Genomic DNA, 26,370 nt, shown 5'->3' on the forward strand with positions numbered 1-26,370 from the left:
ATGCGTGGCTTGGAACAGGTGAACATGCCCCTCTTTCAGACAAAGTTTACCGCCGACCCTTCACCACTAGTCGTGGGAGACACCTTGTTCTTATACACGTCACATGACGCCTCTCCAGAGGACATCCCCGACGAGAATGAGAAAGGCTCCGCTGGATTCTTCATGTACGACTGGCTGTTATGGTCGACCACCGATATGGTGAACTGGACAGAACATGGTGCCGTCGCCTCCCTCAAGGACTTCCCCTGGCGCAGTCGTGAGAATGGTGCCTGGGCGATACAGACGGTAGCGCGTAACGGCAAGTATTATCTCTATGCCCCACTCCACGGACATGGTATTGGTGTCTTGGTGGCAGACTCGCCTTACGGACCCTTCAAAGACCCACTCGGCAAACCGCTGGTATGGGACCAGAGCAACTGGTTTGACATTGACCCCTCTGTCTATACAGACGATGACGGTCAGGCATATATGTACTGGGGTAATCCCCATACTTACTGGGCAAAGCTCGGCAACGACATGACCTCGCTGACGAGTGGTGTGACGAAGTTGCCACACATCCCCAACTATCAGGAAGGTCCTTGGTTCTACAAGCGTCATGGACATTATTACCTCGGCTTTGCCTCCACCTGTTGTCCTGAGGCCCTGGGCTATGCCATGAGCGACTCTCCTACGGGACCCTGGGAATGGAAGGGTTATATCATGAAACCGACCCCGCGTGATCGTGGTAACCATCCTGGGATCTGCGACTATAAGGGACACTCGTATGTCTTCGGACAGAACTATGACCTGATGCACTTAGAGACCTTCGTACATCATGAGCGTCGTAGTGTGTCGGCGACAGAGATCACCTATCATGCTGACGGCACCATCGAGGAGGTACCCTATTGGCTCGACCAGCAACCCATGAAACAACTGCACTGGCTCAATCCCTACCAGCGTGTGGAGGCTGAGACGATGGCATGGGGCTTTGGACTGAAATCTGCAAAGATGGGAATTCCTAATACGGGTGTCGTTGCCGATATGCCTGCGTCTACTGGCAAACGGAACATGTATATCTACGACCTGAACGATGGTGAATATATCCGTCTGCGGGGTGTCGATTTCAAGAAGGGCGCCAAGCAGTTCTGTATCACTGCCGCTTCTACAGGCAGCTGTGCCGTCACCCTCCGTCTCGACAGTCAGGATGGTCCCGTCATCGGCACAGCCATCATCAAGAGCACCGGCTCCGTCGAGAAATACAAGTCGTTTAGCGCCAAGGTGAAGGATGCCGCAGGGGTTCACGACCTCTATCTCTGTTTCGAGAAGACACAAGGAGACACCCGTCTCGACTGGTGGGAGTTTAGATAGTACTATGACCCTTCTCAGTAAATTCACTGAATTTAGTCGGTAAATTCACTGAATTTGGTAAGTAAATACACTGAATTTACTCAGTAAATACACTGAATTTACTTTGAAGGGGCTGTTTACTATCAAATATATCTGCTAAAACTTGGTCGTATCTTCTTTTTTCTTTATCTTTGCAGGGCAATGAGAAGACTAAATATCCTTTCCCATAAGTCTTTCTCCATCAGGCTCAGCCTATGGATCGTGGCATTTGTCGCTCTGCTGTTCGTCGCCAATGTCGTGATCATGTTCTATTTTGCGCATCAGGCGATCAAAGAGGAAGCACTGGCAAGGGCAGAGAAGACAGTAGACGCTGCCATCCTCAGCATTGATAACTTATTGTCTTCTACAGAGACGGCTGTCAATAATGTACATTGGAGCGTCGAGCATCATACCAACCAACCCGACGCGCTGGCAGCGTATTGTCAGGAGTTTCTCCAAAGCAACCCGACCATCGAAGGATGTGCCATTGCTTTCCTGGATGGGCGGGAAATGGTGTATTATTATCGTAAGAACAAACAGATTGTCAAGGGTGACCATTTCGGGACAGACCCTCTGGCACAACAGGAATGGGTGGAACGACCCGTCAAAGAGGGGCATGCCGTCTGGACAGACCCGCTCGTCGACGAGACCGTCTATCCCCATCCCATTATCTCCTATAGTGTCCCCCTCCGTGAAAAGGGTCGTATCATTGGTGTTATCGCAGCAGACATCTCGCTTGTCTGGTTGTCAAACAAAATAGAGCACAATATGATACTCCCCAACTCCTCTTTTGCATTGATGAGCAAGAACGGGTCCTTTATCATCCATCCAGACAGTACGATGCTGAAGCCAGGTAGTGTGGACCGGACACTGAAAGAAACTCCCAACGAACAGTTAAAGCAACTGGCACAGTCGATGATCGCAGGAGAGAGCGGATACATCTATGCTGATTTCTATGGCTATCCCAGCTATATCTTCTACAAGCCCTATAAGAACACAAAGTGGAGTATAGACTATGTCTATTACGAAGGACAGATTTTCGCAGGCTATTACTACCTGCAATTCCTGATGATGCTGATAGGCATCGTAGGACTTATCGTGCTTTTCTTCTGCTGTTTCCTGTTGATAGAGCGTATCATCCGACCACTTCGGGAACTCGACGGAGCTGTTCAACAGTTGACTGCGGGAAATTATGACGAGCCTATTCCCACCTCTCACCGCTCTGACGAGATAGGACACTTGCAACGGGCGTTCCACTCCATGCAGTTGTCGTTGTCAAATTACCTTCATGAGATCAAACAGCAACAATTGGTACTCTCCGAGCATAACAAAGCCTTACAGGTGGCTCATGACCATGCACAGGAGGCGAATCGTATCAAGTCGACCTTCCTCCAGAACATGACAGACCAAATGGTTAAGCCGTCAGAAACCATCAGCTGTATCGTGGAGACCATCCAACAGAAGCATCAGCAGCTCAACAAGGATGACATCACTCAGATGACCAAGAAGCTGGATGACAACTCGAAGGCAATTACCTCCATGCTTACCCGGATACTTGAGATATCAGAAAAGAAAAAAGAAGAATAGTCTATGACATACCCCTTCCAACATATCCGACAGTCGCTTGCCAGCAAACTAAGTGTTGGTATCCTGCTCCTTGTCATCGCAGGATTCATGGGCACTCTGGGCTTTCTATTCCTTCGGTCACGTCAGATCGTCAAACAGGAGGCTATAGAACATGCGGAGCGGATATTGGACAACACCTCGCTACGGGTGACGAAATATCTGCAGGAGGTGGAGGTCGCCACCAACACGATGGAGGGACTCATCCTTCGACATCTGACACCAGACTCCTTGCTGGAGTACACACACCGTATCGTAGCAATAAACCCCCATTTCAACGGCTGCTCTATCACGATGGAGCCAGAATTCTTCCCACAATATGGACGATATTTCTCGGCTTACTCTGTCAGAAACGGCGATTCCATCACTACAGAGAGGGAGGGTGAATACGAGTATTTCGAGAAAGTATGGTATGCGACCCCCAAGAAAAAAGGAGAAGCCTGCTGGGTAGACCCTTATGACGACTATAACGAAGGAACCCTGTCGGCTGACCAGATTATCGTCTCCTATTGCAAGCCCCTGTATACTGCCGAGCATCACTTTGTGGGAGTCATTGCCACAGACCTCTCACTGCCTTGGCTCTCTCATATGATATCCGCGGAGAAACCTTATGAGAACTCCTATTGTGTGATGCTGGGCGAAGACGGTCGTTACTTCGTGCATCCTGACTCCACCAAGCTTCTCTCAAAGACCATCTACTCAGATACCGATCCTACAAAGAATACGGATATCATCACCCTGGGTCATGAGATGACCAGTGGTAAGAAGGGAATCCTGGAGGTCAATATCAACGACCAGAAATGCTATGTCCTCTACCGCCCACTGCCACAGACCCAATGGAGCATCGCCATCGTCTGTCCGGAACACGACATCTTCCATTCCTACTACCGTTTTATCTATATCGTCATCCCATTGGCAATTATCGGACTCCTGTTGATTCTCCTCTATAGCAGAAAGACTGTCGCCTACTTCATCGCCCCGCTCAACCAGTTGTCGCGACAGGCCCGACATATCACCAACGGGCATTTTGATGAAGAGGTGCATGTCATCAAGCAGAAGGATGTCATCGGAAGGCTCCAGACCAACTTTGTCGCCATGCAGCAGTCTCTCAACGAGCATGTCAACAACCTTCAGAAAGTCAATGCCGAAACGGAGCAACGCAACGAGGAACTGATACATGCCCATCAACTGGCGGAGGAGGCTAGCAGACAAAAGACGGCTTTCATCCAAGACATGCTGCACCAGATACGTACACCGTTGAATATCATCATGGGCTTTGCACAGGTGATTCGTGACGATTACGAGAATATACCACAAGAAGAGATTACCAGTATCACTACCACCATGAAACAGAATGCCGACCACATCACCCGTATGGTGGCTATGCTGGTTGACTCGTCCTCTATTGACAGTGAGCAACACATTGCTATGGATGACGTACTGAAGTGCAACGATTTCACTAGAGAGGCTATCGCTATCTGCGATACCCGAATGGTAGATATCCCTTGTATGATAACGCTGGAGACAGAGGTCCCTGACACACTGACAATCCACACTAACCAGAAACTTCTGAGCAACGTGATGAACGAGTTGCTCTACAATGCCAAGAAATTCACGGCTAAACAAGCCGAGGAAGGAAAGGTCTTGGTGAGGATACAACGAGATGACAGCCATGTGCGATGGCTGATAGAGGACAACGGACCTGGTATTTCCGCAGATAACCAAGAGAAGATCTTCACTCCTTTTTCCAAACTCGACGATTTCAACGAGGGACTAGGGCTGGGTCTTCCTCTCTCCCGTCAAACAGCCCGTTTACTGGGTGGAGAGCTTACCCTGGACACAACTTTTACCACAGGCTCACGCTTCATTCTGGAAATTCCCTTGACAGATTTCTGATTCTGTTACATTTCCAAAACTAATTGATACAAACAAGTATTCATTTTCGTACATTTGTTTGTATCTTTGTAACCAATTTCATAATAACTAAACCAACATATCATTAAAACAATGAAAAAAACAATTCACCTGACTTTGATGCTCGTGATGATCTGCGGCATCGCTAAGGCACAATGGGGACAGGCTCCTGACCCCAATGCCGGACTGGGTATGAAGGACACCTACAAAGATTATTTCTCCATTGGTGTCGCTGTTAACCAGAGGAACGTAGTAACACCAGAGCAAATGGCACTGATCCAAAAGGAGTTTAACAGCATTACCGCTGAGAATGACATGAAACCCGTCTCCGTACACCCCAAAGAAGGCGTATGGAACTGGGGGGGTGCTGACAGCATAGCCAATTTCTGCCGTGAGAAAGGCATCAAACTGAGAGGACACTGTCTGTGCTGGCATTCTCAGTTTGCTGACTGGATGTTCTACGACAAAAAGGGGAAGCCCGTGAAGAAAGAAGTGTTTTACGAACGTCTTCGTGAGCATATCCATGCAGTAGTCAACCGTTATAAAGATGTAGTATATTGCTGGGATGTCGTCAACGAGGCTATCGCAGACCAGGCTTTCGGATGGCCAGGACATCCTGCTAACCCATACAGGGAGAGTACTGCCTACAAACTCTGTGGTGATGAGTTTATCGCCAAAGCTTTTGAGTTTGCCCATGAGGCAGACCCCAATGCGCTGCTATTCTATAATGACTACAATGAGTGCGACCCCGGCAAGCGTGACCGTATCTATAATATGGTAAAGAAAATGCAGGAACAGGGTGTGCCCATCCATGGTATTGGTATGCAAGGACACTACAACATCTATGGTCCCTCTGAGGAAGATATTGATGCTGCGATTACCAAATACGCAGAACTGGTGAAGCATATCCATGTCACAGAACTTGACCTACGCACCAATACCGAGCAGGGCGGACAGCTCCGTTTCTCACGAGGAGAGACGAAACCACAGGCTCCTTATATCGCCACGCTACAGGAAGATCAGTACAACCGCATCTTCCGTATCTTCCGTAAGCATAAGGACGTCATTGACTGTGTCACTTTCTGGAACCTCTCCGATCGTGACTCATGGCTGGGTGTGAACAACCATCCCCTGCCTTTCGACGAGAACTACAAACCCAAGAAGTCCTATCTGGTCATTAAGAACTTTGATACGAAACTCGATAATTATCAACCTAAGGAGGATTTCCGTCCTAATGAACTGAACCAACACGGACAAGAGTATCCTATGGTAAACTCTGAAGGTTTTGCACGTTTCCGCGTGGTGGCTCCCGATGCGAAATCTGTCATTGTCAGTCTTGGTCTTGGCGGTCGCGGAGGTACCGTACTGCGTAAAGACAAAGATGGAATATGGACAGGGACGACAGAAGGACCGATGGATGAGGGTTTCCACTACTATCATTTGACGATTGACGGTGGTACGTTCAATGATCCTGGCACACATAACTATTTCGGCTCTTGCCGATGGGAAAGCGGTATTGAGATTCCTGCCCACGACAAAGATTTCTATGCTTGTCGCATGGATATTCCTCATGGCAACGTACAACAGGTACTGTTTCCCTCTAAGAGTACAGGTACCACGGCACGTGCTTTTGTCTACACACCTCCTACGTATGGAAAAGACAAGAAGGAACGTTTCCCTGTTCTTTATCTGCAACACGGATGGGGTGAAGACGAGAATGCATGGAGCAACCAAGGACATGCCAACCTCATCATGGACAATCTGATAGCTGATGGTAAGATTAAACCTTTTATCATTGTTATGACCTACGGACTGACCAACGATATCAAGTTTGGCACCATCGGACAATTCACAGCCAAGGAGTTTGAGACTTTATTGGTTGATGAGCTAGTACCTTATATTGACGCAAACTTCGCCACCAAAGCAGACAAGTGGAATCGTGCGATGGCTGGTCTGTCAATGGGAGGTATCGAGACAAAACTCATCACCTTGCGCCGTCCAGAGGTCTTCGGCAGCTACGGGTTGTTGAGCGGAGGACAGTATGAACCTGATGACATCAAGGACAAGAAACAGGTAAAACTTATCTTCCAGAGCTGTGGCAGCAAAGAGCGTCCTGACGCTATCAAGGAGTCGACAGCACATCTGAAGGCTGCTGGTCTCAATGCCCACGGCTATATCTCCGAGGGTACTGCCCATGAGTTCCTGACATGGCGCAGAAGTCTCTATCAGATGGCACAACTGTTATTCAAATAAGATTAATGTATAGGAATATCATATCCTTCCTCTTGGTTGTTGGCTATGGGCTTTATGCGCATAGCCAACAACTTCCTTTGGTCTATGACCAAGAACATACTGGCAGTCATTACGCCCCCCCTGAGATGCCTGGCTACGACCAATTATCAGAATGTAAGGATTTGCCAGATCCTTTAGCATGGAGTAATGGAGAAGGAAAAGTCACCCATTTCAACGAATGGGCACAACGACGCAGCGAGATAGCCGCAGAGATACAACATTACGGTATTGGCATGAAGCCCGCTGTCGATAAAGAGAACGTAAAGGCACGGATGAACGGGGACACCCTCATCGTCGATGTCACCATTCATGGCGAGACCCTCACGCTACGCTCCACCATCCATTACCCCCAGACAGGCAAGGCACCCTATGCCTTGATGATCGGTACCAGTATGCTGAGCCTTCCCAAACCCCTCTTTGAGAAGCGTCCTATCGCCACGATGACATTTCATGAGGCACAAGTGAACGACTACTCCCAATGGAGACCACACCACGACAGGGGTGAGCATCCTTTCGACCGCCTCTACCCGGAGTTAAAGGACAATGGTGCCTATAGTGAATGGGCATGGGGACTAAGTCGGCTCATTGACGGACTTCAATTATTAGGTGAGGAACAGACGAAAATAGATATGCGACACATCGGTGTGACTGGATGCTCGTATGCCGGTAAAATGGCACTTTTCTGTGGTGCCTTTGATGAGCGCATCGCTCTCACCATTGCCCAGGAACCGGGAGGTGGAGGGGCTGCCGCATGGCGCATCTCCCATCAGTTAGACAGCGTAGAGTGTTTAGAGAAAACCGACTACCACTGGTTCCTGGAAACTATGCGCACCACCTTCTCTGGTGACAGTGTCTACCACATGCCCTACGACCACCATGAATTATGTGCCATGATATGCCCCCGTGCCTTGCTTATCCTTGGCAACCCTGACTACAAATGGCTTGCCGACCGCTCAGCGGTGGTGTCCGCCAAAGCAGCACGCAAGGTATGGCAACAATTTGGCATTGAAGACCGAATGGGGTATTCCATCGTAGGAGGACATCCCCATTGCATGCTTCCCGAGCGTCAATACCCTGAAGTTGAAGCATTCATTGACAAGTTTTTATTAGGAAAAAAAACTGACACCAACAATATACAAATTACTGTATTTGACCAGTAATAAAGCGTTTTGCCTACTTTCGCATTTGTATCTTAAAAGTTTGCGAATTGTAACATCTTCTGCTTGTGCTACATTTCGCAAACTTCGTGTTACGTTCTGAAAACACCTTTTAACATTTCTTTTTGTAATTTTGCGGCATCAATAGCACCTTGTGCGAAGTTCATAAGAAAGTTTGTATAAAACCTATTTATATTTATTAATTAACTAATTTAATCTATTATGTGGAACTTTAAAAAGTTACAAAAAACTTTTGCAGTGCTGTTCCTGCTCTGCATGATTCCTCTTGGGATGAATGCTCAGACCGTAAAGGGAACAGTCAGCGACGAGTCTGGCGAGCCTATCATTGGCGCTACCGTCAAAGTACAGGGAAGCAATGAAGGTGCGATTACCGATTTCGACGGTAATTACAGCGTCAAGGCTGCCTCTGATGCCACATTGAACTTTTCCTACGTGGGTTATGTATCCCAGCAGGTAAAGGTGGGTGGCAAAACTACCATTAATGTGACCTTAACAGAGGACAACACCACGCTGAACGACGTGGTAGTCATCGGTTATGGTACGATGAAGAAAAAGCTGGTGACAGGTGCTACTGTTCAGGTAAAGGGTGATGATATCGCCAAGCTGAACACCACCAATGCACTGGAAGCCATGCAGTCAAGCACTCCTGGTGTACAGATTACCAGTTCATCTGCACAGCCCGGTAAGGGTTTCAAGGTGTACATCCGTGGTATCGGTACCACTGGTGACTCTCAGCCTCTGTATGTGATTGACGGCGTTGCAGGTGGTAACCTCGACGACATCAACCCCGCTGACATCGAGAGCATCGACATTCTGAAAGATGCTGCTTCGGCTGCCATCTATGGTGCCCGTGCCGCTAACGGCGTTATCCTCGTTACTACTAAACAGGGTAAGGCTGGTAAGATTGAGATCACCTATAACGGTGCTATCGGTTGGTCAAACGCATACAAGCGTCCACAACTCCTTAACGCTCAGCAATACATGACCATCATGGACGAGTTCAGTTTCAATACCTCTGGTGCAAAGATGGACTGGCCCGCTTACGTGCCTCAGAACATCCTCGACAATGTCGCTGCAGGTTGGAAAGGCACTGACTGGTGGGATGTATTCAAGAACAAGAATGCCGTTCAGCACAACCATTCTATAACGCTGACAGGTGGTTCAGACAGATCTAAGTTCATGATGTCTTATACCTATACTGGCAATGAGGGTATCATGGGTGCAGAGATGGCTTCTTACTACAAGCGTAATACCATTCGCCTCAACAGTGATCACGTCCTCTATCGTGTAAAGGATTTAGATGTAATCACCATTGGTGAGAATATCTCCATAGGTTATAGAAAGAGTCACGATCTGGCTGAGGACGGCATGTATTGGAGCTATATCCACGACCTGCTTCAGACCTCTCCACTCGTACCACAGTATGCAGAGAATGGTGACATTTACAGTTACCAGAAAGTAAATGGCAAACCTGGCTATGGTCAAGGATGGAACGCCCAGATCTTCAAGAACCCATGGGAGGCACTCTCTAAGGGTGGATTCAATTCTTTGGCAGAGAGCCGTAGCCTGAATGTCGGCGCTACAGCCTTCATGACTGTTCAGCCTATTAAAGGTTTGAAATGGCGAGCACAGTTCAATTACAACTGGTGGTCAGGTTCTTATCGCAGCTATGGTGAGCCTCGCTCTCCTGCCAACGGTTCAGCTATCGTAGACTCTTATAGCGGCAGCCAGAATCAGAATATGGGTTCTAACTGGTCTATTGAAAACACCATTACCTATGACTTCCCCATTTTCTCTGGTCACAAGATTACTGCCATGGTGGGTCAGACCTTCCAAAGCTCTGCATGGGGTGAAAATATTGGCGGTTCTAACAAGGCAAAGTATGGCGAGCAGCTCGCAACACTGAAAGGTTGGGATTCTGCATACTTAACAAACTTCAAACTGGCAAATGCTACAGATGCATCATTGACAGGTGCACCAACCGACGAGAACTACCTCGCTTCTTGGTTCGGTCGTGTCTCTTGGGACTGGAATGAGACCTACATGGCTACATTTACTTTACGTCATGATGGTTCAAGCGTATTCAACGATGGTCACCGTTGGGGAACCTTCCCATCTGTATCTGCAGGTTGGGTTATGACCAATGAGAAATTCATGGAGAAGACTAAGAGCTGGCTCGATTTCTTCAAGATTCGTGCAAGCTGGGGACAGAACGGTAACTGTGCCATCCCCGCTTATCAGTATCTGTCTACTATTGCCCAGTCAGGTGCATATAACGACAACGGTTATAAGTTCGCTTCTGACATGACAACCTCTGTAGCCGGTACTCCCATTACTGGTGCCTATGCCAATATCCTGCCTAACTATGACCTCACTTGGGAAACTTCTGAGCAGATTGACCTCGGTTTCGATGCTCGTTTCTTGAACAGCCGTTTGGGCGTAACCTTCGACTGGTATAAGAAGACAACTAAGGACTGGTTGATTGGTGGTCCTCACGTTGCTATCTACGGTACCAATCCTGCCTATATCAATGGTGGTGACGTTCGTAATACTGGTATTGAGCTTGCTATTTCTTGGAACGACAGAATTGGTAAGGACTTCAGCTACAACGCTAGCGTAAACTTTGCGACTAACAGTAATAAGGTAACCCGTATCGCTAACGATAACCACTACATCAATGGTCCTAGCGGTGTCCTCTCACAAGGTACAGAATATGTATATCGTGCTGAGGAAGGCAAACCTATCGGTTACTTCTACGGTATGTCTTACAGCGGTATCTGGCAGAATCAGGAGCAGATTGATGCTGCACGTGCAGCAGGTAAGGCTGTTGCTGCCACCGCACAGCCTGGTGACTGCATCTGGGATGACTGGAATGGTGATGGTAAGCTCACCTACACTGAGGGTCCTGACTGCGACCGTCATGAGATTGGTAATCCTAACCCAGACGTAACTCTTGGTGTCAACCTCGGTTGCGCATGGAAGGGCTTTGATTTCTCTGTAAACGGTGCCGGTGCATTCGGTATGCAGATTATGCGTTCTTATCGTTCATTCGGTGACAATCCTTACCAGAACTACGATACTACTATCTTTAATCGTTGGCACGGTGAGAACACCTCAAACGATCAGCCACGTATTTCTGCAACTGGTCACAACAATACTATCTGGGTTTCTACCCGATATATGGAGGATGCTGATTACTTCAAGATCAAGACCGTTACTCTGGGTTACGACTTCAAGCACATCTGGAAGGCATGCCCATTCCAGCAGCTCCGCTTCTATATTCAGGCTCAAAACCTCGTTACTTTCACTGGTTACACCGGTCTCGATCCTGAGGTAGGTAACTCTGGTGGTGGTACTGGTTGGGCTTCCGGTATTGACCTTGGTCTTTACCCAACCCCACGTACCTTCCTGGTTGGTGCAAGTATTAAATTCTAATTCGATTATAAGTTATGAAGAAATATATTTTATCAGTGTTGACTGTTTTGGCAGCAACAACCTTGTTCACATCTTGTAACAGTATGCTGGACACCGATCCGCGTAAGACCGAGATGACCAAGGCAACCTTCCCAGGTAAAGCTGGAGATATTGATACCGAGTTGGCTGGTATCTACACCATCATGAACGTACTTGGTGGTGGTGATTCTGACAGTTGGAATCCATTCTATTGGTGGGAGATTATGTCAGACAACTGCTACGGCAGTGGTGGTTTGCAAGACGACAAAGTCAAGGCAATGCATCATCTCGTCCAGCAGAATGCTAACCAATGGCAAAACCCATATATTGCTCTCTATGGCGGTATCAAGCGTTGCAACGACTTGATTGAGACCATTGACAATGTGCCCTGGGATGAGGATCAGAAGGAATTCCGCAATCAGGTTCTTGGTGAGGGATTCTTCATGCGCGGTCTGTACACCTTGTGGCTGACCCAGATGTTTGGCGACGTTCCTCTTATCACCGCTTCAGACGTTACTCCCGAGATGGAGGAGCAGGTTAGCGCAGAGGAAGTGATTTATCCACAGATTATTGCCGATTTCATTTCTGGTAAGAACCTTATGGGTACAACCAGAGGAAGAGGTGACGGTCATGCCAATAAGTTCGTTGCTGAGGCTTTCCTCGCTCGTGCTTACATGTTCTGGGCAGGTTTCTATATGAAGAAAGGAGAACTTGCTGTAGATAAGGGACCAGACATTCAGCTCGTTGGTCGCGATGGTGCAGCTATCGAACAGGAAGGCTGCAATGTAGCATCTGTTTCTCAGAAAAATGTGGAAGATGCCCTTAAGGACATCGTCACAAATGGCGGATACAAACTCTGTGAGGATTTCCGTTCACTTTGGCAGTACTCTAACAGCTATGTTTATAATGAGGGTAAGTATGAATTCATTAAAGACATGGATCCCAAAAACTGCTTCGATATGCCAGGCATGGGTAACGGTAACACCGAGGAACTCTTCCAGATTCAGTTTATGAATGCTTCTAGCTGGAATATTCCTGTTACCTATTACAGCCAGCAACGTCAGTATTGTAACTACCTCTCCGTATTCTGGGGACTCCGTTGTAACGGTGATAACGGTAAAGTTGATCATACCTATCCATTCAACCAGGGATGGGGACAGGGAACACCTTCATGTAACCTCTGGGATGATTGGTCAGATGCAGAAAACACCGGCGGTTACAAAGATATCCGTAAACTCGGCTCTTTGATTGACTGTGTCAATGAACTTGCAGACTATACCTTCGAGAAGGACGACTGTGAGGAATCCGGCTATGCAGTAAAGAAATACAATGCCGTAACCGTTATGGCAAGTGGAGACTCTTTTGCTCCCTGGTGGTGCTTTACTCCTAATTACTCCAGCAGTTCACTCGACAACAAGATGCAGGGTGACAACTTCGAGGATTTCTATCTGATGCGTTATGCTGATGTACTGCTGATGCTTACTGAGCTCACTGGTGATGCCCAGTACATGAATGAGGTACAGCGTCGTGCCGGTGTTCCTGAGACAGGCTACACTTTGAAAGCCGTTCAGAACGAGCGTCGTTGGGAGTTTGCCTTCGAGGGTCTTCGTTTCAATGATCTGCGTCGCTGGTCTGGTAAAGACGCTAATGAGAGCTCACTCGCTGCCAGGGCTCTTCAGGCACAGGATGGTAAGATGATTGTTGTCCGCGGTAAGAAGGATGCTAGAGTTCCTATGCACCACATGACCAGCTCTTGGGCAAAGCGTTACGCTGCTACCAAAGGCTTCTTGGCTAAACCTCAGGAACAGATCAACCTGATGGCGGGTAAGCTTACCCAGAACGAGGGTTGGGATGGCTCCGAGGAAACACAATATGTTTCATTATACTAAAATTATAATCAGTAACCAATATGAAAAAGATATTTTTGCTTTTTGCCGCAGCATGTGCGCTTGTAGCTTGTAATCCTACAGAAGAGGATATCAGCAATGGTAGTCACATCTCCCTTGATGAGCTCAAGGCAATGTCCACCGTCGCTGTTGACAAGGCTGACAATGGTCAAAATGGTAACGTCATTACCTGTTCAACCACAGCACCTGTCAATGCTAAGTGGACAATCGATGGCAAGGATTTCACTAGCAACTATGCTAGAAAGAAAATGAAGATAGGCGATTATGTGGTCACCCTGACCGCTGTTTGTCCTGATGGAACTGAGCTTACTTATGATACCAATGTATCTTGTGAGGTCATTACCGAGGAACTCCAGAAGTTTATGATCTATGATGGCGAGCCATTTACCATTGTTGCTTCTGGTGATGCCGGACAGACTCGTTTCAGTGATACTGAAGGTAAACACTGGCCCACTATTTCTGACGAGGTTTACGATGGTCTCAAGACACTTGTCTTTGAAATCAAGGATGCACAAGATGGTCCAGGCATCTGGGGTATGCCAGACGGATCTCCTCTGTTGCGCGTCATGAATGGTTGGTGGAGTACCACCTATGCTGATGGTGTTGAAGTTAAGCCAGGTCTGCTGGAAATTACTATCACCGAGGCAATGGCAAGAGAGTGTGCAAAGAAATACGCAAGTGCTGACCCCGCAGGTGGTAAGGACCTTACACTTTTGGTAACACGCGGAACTATAACCTTCGGTGACGTTTATTATGAGGAATAAGATTTCCCTATCTGTATTTTAATAACAGGCTGGCTCATTTAAAGTGAGCCAGCCTTTTAAAGCATTATAATGATAAACAAAAGCAAAGCATCTGATGCCGTCCTCTATGGATGTCTGTTGGTTTTCATTTTATTTGTCGCGTACCTATTATATATTAATCAGGAAGTATTCTATACGGCACATGATCGTTCGGAGTTTCTCTTTGGAACACCCTATTTCAACACCCTCCTGTCGAAGCCATTTGGTCTGTTACAATATTTAGGTGCCTGGCTTACCCAACTGTTCTATCATCCAGCTTTAGGCACGGCTATACTGGTAGCCATCTGGATACTTATTTTCTTGGTAGGTAAAAAAGCATTCAGATTACAGGGATATGCCTCTGCCTTGATGCTCTTGCCCGTAGCCTGCCTCCTGACATCGATTGTTGATTTAGGCTATTGGATTTATATCCTTCCCATCAAAGGCTATTGGTTCTCACAATCAATTGGCTATCTGTTGATGCTGTTGCTATTATGGACTGCCCGTTGTACTCCACACAAATGGCATATTGCCTGGTATATATTGGGCTTTTGCATCTATCCAGTGCTAGGATGGCTTGCCTTGCTATTCGTACTTTGTCTAATACTTACTGAAAAACCTAACTGGCGTGAATTATCGGGCATTATATTAATTCTTTTTACCGCTGTCATCTGGCGTGCGTTACTTTATTCTAATTTGAAATTCGACGATGTCGTATTAGCAGGCTTACCACACTTCGTAACAGCAAGCGACAGCAGCAAGTATCTATCCACTCCGTTCTGGGTACTTGGTACTGTCTCTGCACTCCTTCCGTTGTGTAACAAGTATCTGACGAAGTGGTTTGTTCCTATAGTATGTACAGTTGCAGGCATCGTATTCACCACATCATTCAGCTTTCGCGATCAGAACTATATTGACGAGATGCGCATGGTGCGCTATGCTGAAACAGACAATTGGCAGGAAGTCCTTAACATAGTAGCCGAGAACCCTAAGCCTACCACCGCAATGGTTTTTCTCAAGAATGTGGCACTCATGAATGAAGGAGGATTGCTCAATCGCTCTTTTAAAACGGGTAACATCAGTTTTCCCGTCACCAATCCCGATACACTCCATGTTAGTTTCCTGAACATTGTTTCACCCCTTGTCTATTATAATTATGGTATGATCAATGAAGCCATTCGATTGAATTATGAACTTGCCATTCAATACGGCTTCTCACCATTCTTTCTGAAAACGCTCTCACGCTGTGCTTTAGCGAAGGGGGATCAGAAACTGTTGGAGCGTTATACCACCCTATTGCATCATCATCCTCTTTACAGCAACTGGCAACCGGCTCCCGTCACAACTAAGGTAAAATCATTGCAGGATGCTTTTCCTGATGAACTCACTGGCGTGGAGAACAGCGACAGCTATATTGTCAATAGCATCAGTCTCTGGTATGAAACCGATAGCAAAGTAGCTTCAGAGCAGGCTTTGTACTATGCCATGATCAGTTGCGACTCTCAGCGCTTCTGGTCGACATTGCGTAACTATATAAGGTTGCATCGGAATGAGGAATTTCCTGTACATGCACAAGAAGCTTATATCCTAATGATGGATAAGGCACCAGAAGAAAAACGTATGATGCTTCCCGTTGAGGAGACAGTTTACAATGGCTACCAACAATTCTGTGAGACATTAGCCAAACTAGTAAAGCCTGGCAAGACACTTGGACAAGTGGCGGATGAAATGCGCGGGAAATGGGGAGGCACCTATTGGTACTATAACTTTTTCGGAAGACAATATACAAATTCTGCCGAGAGGAAAGACAACGAAGTTCAATCATGAGTAAGCTATGAAAAGATATATCTACTTTATAATTGGAGCCTTGCTGCTCTTAACATCGTGTGCGAATCATCCCGATGTGCCTTCCTCATACAAGGAAGCCAAGTGCCTGCCTGCCGTCTTTCCTGATTATTGCAATGTGACGGTGCCTTATAACATCGCCCCACTCAATTTCATGTTGCCTGCCGATCAATACAAAGAGTGCGTTGCTCGTTTCACCACATCAGACGGACAGCAACAGACTTACGGCAATGGTGTGAAAGTACAGATACCTGAAGACGAATGGCATGCTATGCTAGATGTCTCGAAAGGTAAAAGCATCAAGGTGGAGGTATGGGGTAAGAAGAATGACGAGTGGCTGTCATTCAACCTATTTGAGATTCATGTAGCCAAAGAACCCATTGATGAATATATCTCATATCGCCTCATCGAACCATCGTATGTAGCATGGAACTTCATGGAGATTTCCCAACGCGACGTCACTACATTCGAGGAGTCTCAAATCTTCAACAATGAGATAACCTGTAATGACAGAGCAAAAGGACAATGCATTAACTGCCACAGCTACCAGAACTACAAGACAGACAACATGCTCTTCCATGTACGTCTTGCTAATGCAGGCACCATCATTGTGAACGACGGTAAGGTGTCAAAAGTCAATATGAAGCGTGACTACACCATCTCTGGAGGTGTCTATCCAGCATGGCACCCTACCGCCAAATTAATTGCCTTCTCCACCAATAAGACTCGACAGGCTTTCCATACAGCACATCCTAATAAACTTGAGGTATACGACCTTGCCAGTGACCTGATCCTCTATGACGTAGCGACAGACTCCGTGAGCATCGTTAGCAACGATTCCACGCTTTTGGAGGTATACCCTACCTGGTCACCCGATGGAAAATACCTGTATTACTGTAAGTCTGTTCCACTTCCAGAGGAACTGCGCGACAAGGATATCAGATCCACCTTCGAGAAAATACAATACAACCTCTACCGTCGTTCGTTCGACATAGCAACACACAACTTCGGAGAGGAGGAACTGGTGTATGATGCAGCATCGCAGAACAAGAGCGCTACCCTGCCACGTATCAGTCCCGATGGACGTTATCTGCTATTTGCACAAGGGCAGTATGGTTGTTTTCATATCAGGCACTGTGACGGCGACATCGTTTGTATGCCCCTGAATGTAGAGAACCCTTCTCCGCTTGATCTATCCAAGTTCAACAGTGAGGGCTTTGCAGACAGCTATCCCACCTGGTCAAGCAACGGACATTGGATGATGTGTTCCAGTCGTCGAGGAGATGGTAACTACAGTCGTGTCTATTTCTCCTATTTCAATAATGGAAAAGTGGAGAAGGCATTCATGCTCCCACAGGAAGACCCTGAGCAAAACACATTCCAATTGAAGTGCTACAACCGACCAGAGTTTATGGTTGAGCCCGTCAAGATCAGCGTCAACGAGTTCAGCAAGGCATTCTGACATAGGGGTGGCATATTATAAAGAATTCGCATGGTTTGTAACGCAAACTTTGCGAAAAGTAACATTTATGTCTTTCTTTTCAAGAAAGATATGATACATTTCGTAAAAAATTATTATCTTTGCACTTGTTCTGATGTTACAAATCATAACTGTGCAAACTGACATGAAAAGTAAAGTTCTTACATTCTTGTTTCTTTTTCTGCCTTTGGGCATCCATTCCCAAACAGGTAAATTGTTTGACGCTGACAAACAATTGTCCAGTAGTTTCGTCTGCCAAGCCTACCTTGACAGAGATGGTTTTATATGGGTTGCCACCCGTAACGGCTTGAACAAGTACGACGGGTATCAGTTCCGCATCTACAAAAAAGAGAAAGAGGCAGAGCTGGGTATGGCAAGTAACTATGTCAACTGTATCCTGCAAGATCGTAACGGGCTCTTTTTCGTCGGCATGTATGGTGCCCTCCAGTCGTTTAACGGTTATCGTTTCAAAGACATCAAAGTGCATGACCTGCAAGACCGTATCATGCCGCCTTACGTGACTTGTTTTACGGAGCGTAAGAACGGGGATGTCATGATCGGCACGTCAGGACACGGTTTGCTTCGACTGACTGATAAAGAGAATGCCCACCAGGTTGGCGGTCCTCTTGCTGACGTCATTGGTGTTCACCAGATGACAGAGGATCAGCAAGAGCGTTTATGGCTGGTCACGGAAGAGCAAGGTCTTGTATGTTATGTCGGCAACAAGTCGTACCGTTATTTTGAGGATGAGTTTTACCGCACCCAACTACGCTCCGTCTGCGAGGGAAGGGACGGCAAGATCTATGTAGGAACAGCAAAGAACGGACTCTTTGTCTTAACGGAGAAAGGGACTTTTGAGCATATCGCTGTTACAGGCAACCTGCCCATTGTAGAGATTTATAAAAACAGGAAAGGAGAGTTACTGCTGCGCTATCATGGAAAAGGCATGGGTATCTTCCAGCCGCAGACTGGTATGTTACAGAACAACCCCTACTATAGCAGGGAAGTGAACCTCTCTCAGAGTAAGTGCTACTCTATCGTATAAGACCACACCGCGAATGTCTGGTTAGGATTGTTGCAAAAGGGTATCTATATGCTACCCCGCACGGAGATACCTTTCAACTACATGGGTTACAAACTCGGAACCCGTAACCTGCTGGTACAGGCATGTGTGACCAGCGTACTCATCGACAGCAAAGGATGGACATGGGTGGGCACCGACAAGGACGGACTGTACAGTTTTGACAACAATGACCAGCCCGCATATCATTATAAGGAGAATTTCCCAGGTACCATCCTCGGTATTACAGAAGACAACCAAGGACGCATCTGGGTAGGTTCTTTCCGTGAGGGGTGTGGCTGGGTCGATGCCAAGAGTCATGCGTTCCACCGTCAGGCATTACCCCAGGGAGAAACCGTCAGCGTCTTCGACTTAGAATGTGACAAAGAGGGAGCACTCTGGCTTGCCACTATGGGTGAGGGACTCCTGCGCCTGCAACTAAGCTCCGGGGAGGTGAAAAGCTATCTGACAGAAGAGAATGCTATCTCCGACCGTAGGATAAACAGTATTATCAACAACTATATCTCACAGATCTCACTGTCCCCAGACGGTAAGCGTATCTATGTTGCCACCACGATGGGTGTCTGTTGTATGGATATCGCCAGTGAGAGCTGGACAAAGGTCTTTGGAGCGAACACCATTAATTATGGTACCCCCACTCGTATAGCAAGAGAATACAATAACAATCTGTGTATCGGAACCAATGACGGACTTTACGTCTATGACCTTACCACCAAGAAGCTACGTCACCTGAATATGGAAAAAGGACTTGCCGACAATGGTATCGCCTCTATCCAGCAAGACCAACAAGGGAATATATGGGTGGGTACGGATCATGGTCTGTGCTGTTATAACCCACAGACACATTTGACCCAGAGTTTCTTTGTGGACAACGGCTTGCAAAGTAACGAGTTCAGTGACGGTGCCTCTAGTATCTCCGCTAAAGGAACGATGATGTTCGGAGGTGTCGGCGGTGTGACATGGTTCAATCCCTCCGATATCAAACAAACAGAGTGGAAGGCTGATGTCAAGTTGACTGCCTTCTCCATCAATGGGGAATTTGTCACACCAGAGACCAAGTCAGGATGGTATCATGTCACGGACACAACGGTGATCGCCTCCAAACGGTTCGTCCTGAGCAGTGGTGACAACTCATTCTCCATCCAGTTGTCAACGCTAACCTACGACAATCCAGAGCATATCGTATACAGCTATCGCATCAACAAAGAGGACTGGGTACGCCTGCAACCAGGAACAAATGAGATCACATTCAGTCACATGGCACCAGGCAACTACAACTTCTGCGTGGTGGCACAGCGTAATAACCAGACCACAGAGGAGCGTTGCTTCACCGTATATATCCATGCACCTTGGTATCGCTCTTACCTCGCCTATGTCTGCTACCTGCTGATTCTTGCCTTCATCGCATGGAAATACCTGCTCTATCGCCGTCACAAGGAGCAAGACAAACTCCGGCTGCAGGAGCATATCCATGCTGAGGAGATGGGAGAGGCGAAACTGCGTTTCTTCATGAATATCAGCCATGAGATCCGTACACCTATGACACTGATTATCTCTCCTTTGCTTTCTTTGATGAAACAGGATGACGATCCACACCGACGCAGTCTTTATGAGACCATCCGACGGAATGCGGAACGTATCTTAGGACTCATCAACCAGATGATGGACCTCCGTAAGATTGACAAAGGACAGATGCAAATGCATATGTGTGAGACAGACCTGATTAGTTTCGTCAGAGATATCCACACCCTCTTCACCCAGCAGTCGAAGGCGAAGAACATCCAGTTCAGCTATGAGCACGACACCCAGATGCTGCCAGTATGGATAGACCGTGACAACTTTGACAAGGTCATCGTCAATATCTTGTCTAACGCGTTCAAGTTCACACCTACCGGTGGTATGATCTGCATCAAGGTCCTCCATGACGACAAAAATGCCACGATCCGTATCTTCGACAATGGTGAGAAGATCCCAGAAGACAAGTTAGAGCGTATCTTTGAGCGTTTCTACCAGTCACCGTCCTCTGTCAACGACCGTAACGTAGGAACAGGTATCGGACTCGACCTCACCCGTTCCTTGGTGGAGCTGCATCACGGCACCATCTCCGCCCATAACAATGAAGAGGGCGAGGGCTGTGAGTTCGTCGTCACCATCCCATTGGGTAACGAGCATCTGAAACCCGAGGAGATGGTAACCGACAAAGCGGAAGTCACCCATGCAAACAATTTGTTTGACGAGGATGCCATGATGACCGCTGACAACAACCAGCAGGAAGTCATCATTCCTAAAGCAAACAGACAGCAGACGATTGTGATTGCTGAGGACGACCAGGAGATTCGTGAATACCTCATCCAAGAGCTGTCAAACAACTATAAGGTCATTGGGTGTGAGAATGGTAAGGAGGCATTGGCAGAAGTGCTGAAGACCTTCCCAGACCTTCTGATATCCGATATCATGATGCCTGAGATGGATGGCAACACCCTCTGTTCGAAAGTGAAGGCTAATCCTATCACCAATCATATCCCTGTCATCCTCCTGACGGCAAAGAACCGTGACGAGGACCAGTTAGAGGGCTTAGAGACAGGAGCAGACTCCTATATCGTCAAACCTTTCAATATGGACATCCTGCGACGTACCATTATCAATCTTATCCATACTCACAACATACTTCGTCTGAAATACGGTCGCAACGACCAGTTGGAGCAGAAGGTGGACGAACTGCAGATCAAGACTCCTGACGACAAGCTCCTTGAGCGTATCATGGCTGTCATCAACAAGAATATCGGCAACTCTGAGCTGAGTGTGGATGCCATCGCCGATGAGGTAGGTATCAGCCGCGTCCATCTGCATCGAAAGATGAAAGAGCTCACAGGACAGACACCTCATGACTTCATCCGTAATATCCGCTTGAAGCAGGCAGCCAACCTGTTGGCAGGACAGAATGTGAATATCACCGAGGTGATGTATGCCTGCGGTTTCAACAATGCCGCCTCCTTCTCGACCATCTTCAAGAAGTTCTACGGCATGTCGCCACGTGAGTATATGAACGAAAGAAAAGAGGGAAAGTAAATCCTTTCCCTCTTTTCTTAGCAAATATCTAATGGTTCTTACCTAAGTATTTTCTTTCCCTGGTAAATATACACACCCTTCGTCGTCGGCTCACCTGTCAGCCTGCGACCGTTAAGGTCATACCAGTTATTGTCTGTGTTCGGACGATTGTTGAAGGTTATTGGTGTAATGGCCGTAACGGTTCCCGTGACATCGTTCACCGTGAACTTGCCACCCACTTCAGCACCAATCTCATAATAGGTATCCTCGCTTAACGGACCGATATCAACAGTCTGTTTCTTGCCTGAACCTTGGTTGAAGATGATGTTGAAACTGTAGTCTTTCATATCCACATTGAACTCATAGCAGTACCACGTGCACCCATCAATCTCTTTGGTCGTAGTGATCTGTGTACCAGGCCAATTGCCCAGCAGCTGCGTATTATTCTCATCATTGGCCCATGCGTAGAAATATACGGGAGTAGTCCAGTCAGGATTCTTCAGGTAGATGGTAGCCTTATGAGGCTCGAAAGGCTTGATGGTATAGTGACGCGTGATGATGTTCTTCACTACCCCACCAATGAGCAGACCCACCTTCAGAGTGCAAGTTTCGCTGATAGTGATCTTGGCACCGCTGCTCACCTGTGTGCTGCTAACAGTAGGATCACTACCATCAAGTGTGTACACCAGTTTAGCATCGGCAGTCTGCGACACGGCAGTCAGAGTTGCCTCCATAGGATCGGTATAAGTATCCTCTGCCAGACTCACCCATGGTGTCTCTGCCTTCTTCTCTAGATAATAGGCATAATTGGTGCCGCTCAGGATCTTCACATAGTCGCTACCAGAGAACGACTTATTGCCAAAGACAGCATAGAGTTTGGCCTTTGCTCCCGTAGTGTACATTTCATAATATTGAATGGCACTACTCACTTGCGTAAACGTGCTCTGGTTGGTGATGCCAGCCGCCTTACGAGCCAGAATCATCTGCTTGATCTCATCCTTATAGCTCTTCCAATGAAGCAGGAACACACAAGGCGTTCCCGGCATGGCAAGCAGCCACGCATTGGCTGCCGCCACATTCTTAGTAATCGGGTCTTTCGTATAGTTGCTGACATTGCCACGGTCCTGCATGTCGTGATTCTCCACGAAAGTCACCGCATAGCGGTCGAAGCCTGACTGTGTGGCAAGTCCCCCATTTGCCAACTTACTCCAGTTAGTATTGTTACAAGCATCACGAGCAGAATAGCGGAAAGCAAAATCAAAGGTTGCACTCTGTATTTGGCCATTCTTCTTCATTTGATTCACCACGTTCTTCAAGTTGTTCACATTACCGTCCCAATACTCTCCTACAGAGAACTGAGGCTTCGTCGTCGCATTATAGTCTGCCACATAACTGCGGCTAAAGCCCTTGGTCATGTCGTAGCGGAAGCCCGCATACTCCAGGTCGTCCAGCAGAAAGCCAAGATACACCTTAATAATGTTCTGCACATTCTCGCTCTTATGGTCCAGGTCGCGGCAACCGTCCCAGTCCTCACCTGTGTCGCTATTGCCACTGATGCTGATACCCTTTCCGTCGGCCCATGTCTTCGTCTTGCCGCCGTCGTCGTTCTTACAGATGTCGGTTGGCTGCATCTGGTATGTCACGCCCTTATATACCTCTGCCGGGTAGTCTACCCATGAGCCGCCCACGCCCAGCACGTTGCGATGGTTCACCACCACATCGGCAATAATCCCGATTTTCCGTTCCTTGTAAGCCTTGATCATCGAGCGCAACTGAGCCTCCGTACCGAACGAGCTATTTTGGTCAAAGTAATACACCGGCGTATAACCCATTTGGTTATACGATGAGTTACAATTACCGCTCTGTGGCACCCATATCAGGTCGAAATAGCCTTTCATCTCATCCGCCTGACGTTCCAAATTGGTCCACTGAGTGTCCACAAAAGAGTCCCATGAGAAGCCTTGCAGCATCACACCATCATAATTGGCCGGCCATCCCTGAGCCGATGCGGTCAGTGAGGCAACAAACAATAAAAGGGTTGTGTAGATTTTCTTCATATCTGTAAGTTTTTAGTTGTCTGTGTGCAAAGATACTATTTTTACCTTTACGTGCTACTTTTCAACTATTAAATAAGGTGAAGCGGGTCGTGCAATCGGTTGCACAGGGTGCTTTTTCGTAACTTTGCCTTCAGAGATGGCGAAGTTACTCCGTCTCGGCATAAAAAAGATTAAAATCTTTTGTTCTGCTCTCAACTTTTCGTAACTTTGGAAGAATTTGTAGGATTTCTTTGTACAAAGGCGATGCAGAGGATTGTGAAAATTTAGGGTTACGATTTGGAGACCGTTCTCAATTCAATGTTCTGCTATAAATTGCCTGAAAGAGCACCCGACTCTGAATCACCGCCTGTTTCGTGGCTCGTTGTCAAATACAAAGGTACAACAAAAAGTTGTCAAGCATAAATCATCCAACTCCAGCCTCTATCTCTTTCTGAGCATAGATTACAGCGCCATGTTTTACCTCGTCTTCACCATCAACGGTATCAAGTACCTTGTCTGCCAACCAGATAGTCAGTAGTTCTTTCTCGTCGATTTCCAGTAATTTGGCCATAATAGGTATATGACTCCGTTTGGCCTTTCTTTCTCCACGTTCTATCTTGCTATACATTGGCGTATCTATATCCAGTGCAGCCGCAAGTTTCCGCTGCACCATCCCATGCTCTTCTCTGAGTTCTTTTATCTTCTTACCGAATATCATACGCTTCCTTTTAGTCTTTTCTAACTTTCCGATACTTCTGATTCTTACTGTTAAGTTTTTTAGGCTCTGTCATTTCAATAAAACCATACTCAACTAGGGGCTTGATTTGATTGGCTATATTTGTTGAGTTGTAAGCATATCCTACATGCTCAAGGATTTCTCTTGCACTTCTGGGGATACTACAGAATTGAATAACATTCTTTTGTACCCCACTGAGAGACTTATAAGAAACGGGGTGCGTCTCTATCATATCATCTCTGTCTTCTCTGTCTCTTTTAAGACCCTGGCTATTTTTCAAGTCATTGTTTTCCAACGTTTTATCTCTGTCTTCTCTGTCTCTTTTTTCTCTATCATCTCTATCATTTTTAGGACTTGTTTCTCCTACATTTCTACGCTCCACCGTTACCACAAACTCATTAAGCGTCTCGTCATTCACAAACTTGATATCTGGAGTAAACTTCAAGGCTCTGGTGATGCCGCTTCCTGCACCAGTGTATGGCAACAAGTTGATACCATGATTGAACAGCAACTTGTTCCTTGGCACCGATGCGCCATGCTTAATGCTTTCCATGCTGACACCCTCTGGCAATAGTCCTGGACTGTGAATCTCAATTCTGTTGTCGAAGATGAACACCCGCAATGGTGCTTCTATCACATACGAGCGATGTAGGATGCCATTCGTGACAATCTCTGACAGACTGGCGATTGAGACCTCCAACTCGCCCTGACTGTTAAAGTCCTTTTCCACTTGCTTCCTGCGAAGATTCCTGGTCAGGAATGAAATGATATAGTTGTATAGGTGTACGGCATTGCCATCTGCATCATTCCCACTCTTATCACGGAACTCCGTACCCCCAATGCTGTTACCCACAAAACTGACACATCTCACGGTGAAGGCAGGCAACCAACGTTGAGGGTTCTTTCCCATCAGCATCAAGGCAGCCACCGTCAATGTACCATCCTCCAATATCAGTCCATTGTTCTTCAAGATGCCCTCTGGCGTTTGGCTAAGAACACCTGTAATCTCGTCAAGACTCCTATGCCTCAATTCTGTTACGGACAACTGCTGTCGCTCAAAATCACTACGGAATCTGTTGAGCAGATAGTCCCGCAAGGTATTCTCATCCAAATCCTTGATACTGGTTCCATTCACAGTCATGCTGTCTGGATGCATCTGTCCGTTCTCCATCAGCATGGCTATCAGTTCTGCATTGTCAAACACTTTGCGTTTGTCTGCGCCCTGTTTCACCCACACAATTCCTTTGCTGTCACGATAAGGCTTGTTTTTTCCTTGTTTGACGGTAGCCACCACAATGACACCACCCTCCATCTGAACATTCTCGATGTCGAGCAGAATCTGTGGAACCACACCTTCCGATGCCAAACTTCCCAACAAGTTCGTCGTCTCTTGCAACTCAACAAACGAGAGAGGATTGATGCGTCCTGTCTTGTCATCAATACCCACTACAATCATGCCGCCACGAGAATTGCTCTGTGCCACCATCTCGCAACTCACGTCATACTTATTGTCGCGAGTCACACGCTCCTTGAACTGCACCCGCGTCTGTTCTGCCGTATCTCTTAGTTTCAGTATATCTTCTTTCGTCATATCTTGTAATTCTTGATTTCAATAAGACTTTGATTTTAA

At 47.0% G+C, this 26,370-nt stretch carries 15 protein-coding genes; 12 read left to right on the forward strand and 3 right to left on the reverse strand.

Translation table 11 applies throughout. The features are described from left to right. The 12 genes from BM257_RS15240 to BM257_RS00770 all read left to right on the forward strand — a co-directional run bounded on the left by BM257_RS15240 (position 1) and on the right by BM257_RS00770 (position 21,989). Positions 1–1,347, forward strand: a complete 1,347-nt coding sequence (locus BM257_RS15240) for a family 43 glycosylhydrolase (RefSeq protein WP_177215984.1) — start codon at positions 1–3, stop codon at positions 1,345–1,347. Positions 1,348–1,527: 180 nt separating this feature from the next. After that, entirely contained in the window at positions 1,528–2,952 is a 1,425-nt protein-coding gene (locus BM257_RS00725) for a PDC sensor domain-containing protein (protein WP_092067240.1), read from the forward strand. Positions 2,953–2,955: 3 nt separating this feature from the next. Further along, a complete protein-coding gene (locus tag BM257_RS00730; RefSeq protein ID WP_092067242.1) occupies positions 2,956–4,884 on the forward strand; it encodes an ATP-binding protein in 1,929 nt (642 codons plus the stop codon). A 111-nt stretch (positions 4,885–4,995) separates the two neighbouring features. Next, positions 4,996–7,155 carry a bifunctional endo-1,4-beta-xylanase/feruloyl esterase gene (gene xyn10D/fae1 / locus BM257_RS00735; RefSeq protein WP_092067244.1) on the forward strand — a complete coding sequence of 720 codons (2,160 nt, stop codon included), beginning with the start codon at positions 4,996–4,998 and terminating at the stop codon, positions 7,153–7,155. 5 nt (positions 7,156–7,160) lie between these two features. After that, positions 7,161–8,354: a glucuronyl esterase domain-containing protein gene (locus BM257_RS00740; RefSeq protein WP_092067246.1), complete on the forward strand. Its 1,194-nt coding sequence runs from the start codon at positions 7,161–7,163 to the stop codon at positions 8,352–8,354. 219 nt (positions 8,355–8,573) lie between these two features. After that, entirely contained in the window at positions 8,574–11,807 is a 3,234-nt protein-coding gene (locus BM257_RS00745) for a SusC/RagA family TonB-linked outer membrane protein (RefSeq protein WP_218154485.1), read from the forward strand. Between the two features lie 14 nt (positions 11,808–11,821). After that, positions 11,822–13,714 (forward strand): RagB/SusD family nutrient uptake outer membrane protein, encoded by a 1,893-nt coding sequence (locus tag BM257_RS00750; protein WP_092067250.1) that lies wholly within the window; start codon positions 11,822–11,824, stop codon positions 13,712–13,714. A 20-nt stretch (positions 13,715–13,734) separates the two neighbouring features. Continuing rightward, positions 13,735–14,496 carry a hypothetical protein gene (locus BM257_RS00755; RefSeq protein WP_092067251.1) on the forward strand — a complete coding sequence of 254 codons (762 nt, stop codon included), beginning with the start codon at positions 13,735–13,737 and terminating at the stop codon, positions 14,494–14,496. 69 nt (positions 14,497–14,565) lie between these two features. After that, positions 14,566–16,341, forward strand: a complete 1,776-nt coding sequence (locus tag BM257_RS00760; protein WP_092067253.1) for a DUF6057 family protein — start codon at positions 14,566–14,568, stop codon at positions 16,339–16,341. 7 nt (positions 16,342–16,348) lie between these two features. Then, entirely contained in the window at positions 16,349–17,821 is a 1,473-nt protein-coding gene (locus tag BM257_RS00765) for a TolB family protein (protein ID WP_092067255.1), read from the forward strand. Between the two features lie 163 nt (positions 17,822–17,984). Then, positions 17,985–18,884, forward strand: coding sequence for a ligand-binding sensor domain-containing protein (locus BM257_RS15060; RefSeq protein ID WP_255405411.1), 900 nt, complete (start codon positions 17,985–17,987; stop codon positions 18,882–18,884). A 48-nt stretch (positions 18,885–18,932) separates the two neighbouring features. Continuing rightward, positions 18,933–21,989: a hybrid sensor histidine kinase/response regulator transcription factor gene (locus BM257_RS00770; protein ID WP_255405412.1), complete on the forward strand. Its 3,057-nt coding sequence runs from the start codon at positions 18,933–18,935 to the stop codon at positions 21,987–21,989. 38 nt (positions 21,990–22,027) lie between these two features. Here BM257_RS00770 and BM257_RS00775 read toward each other — a convergent pair whose 3' ends face one another. The 3 genes from BM257_RS00775 to BM257_RS00785 all read right to left on the reverse strand — a co-directional run bounded on the left by BM257_RS00775 (position 22,028) and on the right by BM257_RS00785 (position 26,331). Continuing rightward, entirely contained in the window at positions 22,028–24,025 is a 1,998-nt protein-coding gene (locus BM257_RS00775) for an alpha-amylase family glycosyl hydrolase (RefSeq protein ID WP_092067257.1), read from the reverse strand. A gap of 403 nt (positions 24,026–24,428) precedes the next feature. Then, positions 24,429–24,722 (reverse strand): helix-turn-helix domain-containing protein, encoded by a 294-nt coding sequence (locus tag BM257_RS00780; protein ID WP_092067259.1) that lies wholly within the window; start codon positions 24,720–24,722, stop codon positions 24,429–24,431. A 10-nt stretch (positions 24,723–24,732) separates the two neighbouring features. Beyond that, positions 24,733–26,331, reverse strand: a complete 1,599-nt coding sequence (locus BM257_RS00785; protein ID WP_092067261.1) for an RNA-binding domain-containing protein — start codon at positions 26,329–26,331, stop codon at positions 24,733–24,735. Positions 26,332–26,370 lie beyond the last annotated feature (39 nt).

It is taken from the genome of Prevotella sp. tf2-5, from assembly GCF_900115435.1.
Classification (GTDB): Bacteria; Bacteroidota; Bacteroidia; order Bacteroidales; family Bacteroidaceae; genus Prevotella.

Excerpts from the sequence above, each read along its gene's own strand:
- BM257_RS00745 (WP_218154485.1), top strand. The coding sequence starts at position 8,574 with ATGTGGAACTTTAAAAAGTTACAAAAAACTTTTGCAGTGCTGTTCCTG.
- BM257_RS00725 (WP_092067240.1), top strand. The coding sequence starts at position 1,528 with ATGAGAAGACTAAATATCCTTTCCCATAAGTCTTTCTCCATCAGGCTC.
- BM257_RS00770 (WP_255405412.1), top strand. The coding sequence starts at position 18,933 with ATGCTACCCCGCACGGAGATACCTTTCAACTACATGGGTTACAAACTC.
- BM257_RS00785 (WP_092067261.1), bottom strand. The coding sequence starts at position 26,331 with ATGACGAAAGAAGATATACTGAAACTAAGAGATACGGCAGAACAGACG.
- BM257_RS15240 (WP_177215984.1), top strand. The coding sequence starts at position 1 with ATGCGTGGCTTGGAACAGGTGAACATGCCCCTCTTTCAGACAAAGTTT.
- xyn10D/fae1 (WP_092067244.1), top strand. The coding sequence starts at position 4,996 with ATGAAAAAAACAATTCACCTGACTTTGATGCTCGTGATGATCTGCGGC.
- BM257_RS00765 (WP_092067255.1), top strand. The coding sequence starts at position 16,349 with ATGAAAAGATATATCTACTTTATAATTGGAGCCTTGCTGCTCTTAACA.
- BM257_RS00740 (WP_092067246.1), top strand. The coding sequence starts at position 7,161 with ATGTATAGGAATATCATATCCTTCCTCTTGGTTGTTGGCTATGGGCTT.
- BM257_RS00755 (WP_092067251.1), top strand. The coding sequence starts at position 13,735 with ATGAAAAAGATATTTTTGCTTTTTGCCGCAGCATGTGCGCTTGTAGCT.
- BM257_RS15060 (WP_255405411.1), top strand. The coding sequence starts at position 17,985 with ATGAAAAGTAAAGTTCTTACATTCTTGTTTCTTTTTCTGCCTTTGGGC.
- BM257_RS00760 (WP_092067253.1), top strand. The coding sequence starts at position 14,566 with ATGATAAACAAAAGCAAAGCATCTGATGCCGTCCTCTATGGATGTCTG.
- BM257_RS00775 (WP_092067257.1), bottom strand. The coding sequence starts at position 24,025 with ATGAAGAAAATCTACACAACCCTTTTATTGTTTGTTGCCTCACTGACC.
- BM257_RS00730 (WP_092067242.1), top strand. The coding sequence starts at position 2,956 with ATGACATACCCCTTCCAACATATCCGACAGTCGCTTGCCAGCAAACTA.
- BM257_RS00750 (WP_092067250.1), top strand. The coding sequence starts at position 11,822 with ATGAAGAAATATATTTTATCAGTGTTGACTGTTTTGGCAGCAACAACC.
- BM257_RS00780 (WP_092067259.1), bottom strand. The coding sequence starts at position 24,722 with ATGATATTCGGTAAGAAGATAAAAGAACTCAGAGAAGAGCATGGGATG.